Here is a 3756-nt window from a genome sequence, read left to right on the forward strand (position 1 = left end):
TCTTCTGGCGTTTTTGCTCCTGAAGTCTCCCCTGTCTTGCCGGCTGTGAGTATCGAGGCAACAATTTCCGTGTTGTTTCCTGAATCAATGGCAACACCTTTACCCCCCGATATGAGTGAACCGGAAACTTGGGTCGCATCAATCTTGTTATGCTGGGATTTGCTGCTACTGAACGCCCCGCCCTCTTTATGATACGACATCTCATACTGTAAACTATTTTCCGCATTGTTGATGAGAATATCGTGGCTGGTTTTCAGCCCCACCTTGCCATCAGCCGTAACAGAACTGCCTGTGATGGTGAGATCATGTGGTTTGCCATCTTGCCCTGCAATAGCGGTGATATCACCCCCAGCATTGATCGAAGAGCCAACGGCTCGCGAGGCTTGCATATCCACTTTTAGGTTTTTATTCTGAAGATGATACGCCATCTCATCGGATTTGGTATCTATTGTGATATCCCCTTGGGCGCCAAGAGCAACATTGCCCTTCACATCCATATCAGAAGCAGAAAAATGGATATCTTTTCCAGAGAGAACAGTGGCATCTTTTCCAGAACTTAAATGAGAGCCATTGTGCACAGCAACATGGGAGGTTTGATCCCCCCGTTGGCTATTGGCACTGTTGCGCGTGGCATTAATCGAAACGTTTTCTTTTGCTTGTAAGAAAAGGTTATCCGTTGCTTGAACTTCAGAGCCTAGAATATTCAGATCTTTTCCAGAAAGAAGCGTTGTTGAGCCGCCAGAATTGACTTCCGATTGTTGGTGCATGGTGGCATCACTATGCTCGCTGTGGTGATGGGTTTCTGCTGCGCCTATCGTTAAGTTACCTTCTTCTGTAACCATGGCAAGATCACCCCCTGTGGTGACCTTCACCCCTGAGGCTGTCATATCTTTTTTAGCAAGAACTGTCGCATTGCCCCCAGAAGACAAGGCATGGGTGTTTAAAATAGTTTCCACACCGTCAACCATTGTGCGCCCTGCATCCAAACGAATATTGTTTTCTGCAAGGATAACAGCATCACCATCAGCTGCAAAATGCCCCCCTTGACTGAGAATATCACCGCCATGCACATTCAATTGGTTCTTTGCCGCAATACGCCCTGAATTGATAATCGTTGAAGTGCTTGTATTTGGGCTGGTGATATTGACATCATCGCCCATGATCAAAGCCCCAGCAGAAACAAAGGAGGCTCTGTCTTTTTCAGGAATGTAAAGCACCGGTGCATAAACATCCATGCCCTTGACCTGTTGGCGTACATAAATCACCATCGGTGCTTCTAAACTTGCCAATTGTTCTTCACTTAAAGGCTCACCAAAGACAAGATTGTGGGCTTTTGCATAGTCTGCTCCAACATCCAGCAAACTTTTGACTTGTTCAATGGCATCACTTCCTGGAATAAAGGAGCCTTTACCCAAACCTTGCCCCACAAGATCACGCATTTGTTTTTCAATCAGTTGCTTTTCGAAATAAGCATCCCCTAAGAAAAAAATCTCCCGATCTGGCTGATAACCAATTCTGTTCAAAAAATAGGCGGAGCCATAAAACTTACCAACATCAAGGAAATCTGCCCTGGTTTCATAAAGGAAATTCTGTTGGGGCAACGTGCCCCCAACACCGCCCGATTGGGGCTTTGGCAAAGGCAAAGTGCTGCCCTCAGCTAGTTCTTCTGTACCATTGAGATCCACTTTGGGTGTAAACAAAGCACCAGCCCCGGTTAAACCGTTCAGCGCCTCCAGTGGATTACCTCCAACCGCTTTGGCTTCAAAATGCGCATCCCCCGTAATGGACCCTTCCGCTGCCTTGTTGTTGAGTTGATCGACCACCAAATTCAACGTGCCACCCGCTTGCACAAGACCAGGAACAGTATCGAGAACTTCTGAACCAGTTTGGCGAAAAGCTCCATTGTCTATATCGAGATGATCATTGCGACTGCCATCGGCATTATAGGCATAACAATAACTATCTGTATTGGCATGACAACCAAGATAAGTATTTTTATAGGCTGTTTCCCCTACATTGGTCAGCACATTCGCATGGATATCCGCATTGCCCCCTGCTTCTATAATGCTATAGTTATTCTCAATATTATCAGCGTTAATGATCAGATTACCGTGAGATTGTATCATCCCCTGAGCCGCCGGTTTATGCGAAAACGTCTGCGTGACAATCTCTTCGGTCATGTGCGACCAGTTATTCCATTGATACCGTTTTACAGATTTTTGATCATAGACAGGCTTAAATTCCCAAGTAAATGCCTTATAGACTGATCCATCTTTTAAAGTTGCCGTGCCATACGTTCCTTCTTGGCTCGACCAAAAAGGAACATCCAAGAAAATTTTTACGTGCCCTTTAAAAGGTCCCTTATGACTTTGATGTTCGTGCCCCTTTCCCCAAAGATTGGGTCCATCTTGATATAACATCCCATCACTGAGTTGATCAGCCCCTTCCGGTCTTTGGAAAGAAATATCGTTATATTCCTTTTTTTCCTCTATTTTAGGCGTACTATCGGCTTCATTTTGCAAGTTTTTTGTTTGAATATTTAAGTTTCCCCCTACCTGAATTAAACCCGCTTTATTGACAAGGGAAAGGCTCTTTCCGCTGCCTGCCGCATTGGTAAAAGATAAATCACTCTCTGCCATAACGACACCAGCATCATTCAACAAAGCCCCATCAACTTTGAGAGCACCATTGCCCTTCACGTAGATTAAGCCCGTTTTGCTGTTGGTCACATCCCCTGTCACGCTAAAGGCTAAATTCTGCCCCGCTGCCAATTGACCACTATTGTGCAACTCCCCTGTTTTGATGGCAAAATCTCGTGCTGCTAAAACCGATGTTGTCTCATCAACCAGAACACCTGGAGCTACAAAAAGAATATTGCCACTCCCCCCCTGATCTATCACAGCTTGCAACCGTGCATGGTGAATATCAAGGACATTGGTGCTGTTAAAATCCAAACCGCCATACGTTAATTCACTCCCCGAGACATCAATATGATCCCCCTTTAAATACAGCGTTTGCGGCGTGTAAATATGAGAACGATTATTGCTTAAATCCAGTCTCGGTGCTGTCAACCTCATATCCCCCAGAACAGACAGCACATTCTCAACACTAATCCCGCCTGAAACGGATGTTAATGCGGCTGTACCGTACCCTATGATCTGATTATAATAAATGTCGTTGCCAGCAAAAAGGTCAATATTTTCACCACTGATAATATGTCCAACCTTTATCCCCCTTTGTGCCGTGATAGAAAGGGAACCTTTATCATAAAAAACAAGCGCACCGGAAGGATTCCAAGGGCTCACCTGAGAGCGAACAAAATCTAACCCTGTCATCAATGTGCCTGCATTAAGGCTGCCACCCTTTAAAACAGCATCTCCACCCGCCATCAGCGAAGAAAAATCAACCGCTCCACCATCAATATCTACCCTGCCATAAGCAATCAGTTGTCCAAAATGAACTCCAGCATCAGGTTGTGTATGAATGACAACATTATCATGAGAGAGGATTGTTTGAGAAACAGATAGCCCGTTATGAGAAACCAGTGTGATATCTCCCGCTCCATAAATGCTTTCAGCAACAATCGCACCTTGACTACTCTGGAGATCAACACCCCCATGGCTGCCCAAAACAAGATTTCCAGCAGCCCCCGTTGCTGCCATATCAACCCCACCGGCTAAAAGATACGCCCTGATATCACCACCGGCATGTGCTTTTAAATTGCCCCCAGACAAAACAGTGCCAGCAATGGTCAGA

At 45.5% G+C, this 3756-nt stretch carries 1 protein-coding gene; it reads right to left on the minus strand.

The window, feature by feature from the left end:
* Nucleotides 1-3756, minus strand: a 3756-nt coding sequence (locus tag PVV57_RS09755; RefSeq protein ID WP_273783986.1) for a hemagglutinin repeat-containing protein, incomplete at both ends; no start/stop codon positions are given.

The organism is Bartonella sp. AU15XJBT (assembly GCF_028618615.1).
GTDB lineage: Bacteria > Pseudomonadota > Alphaproteobacteria > Rhizobiales > Rhizobiaceae > Bartonella.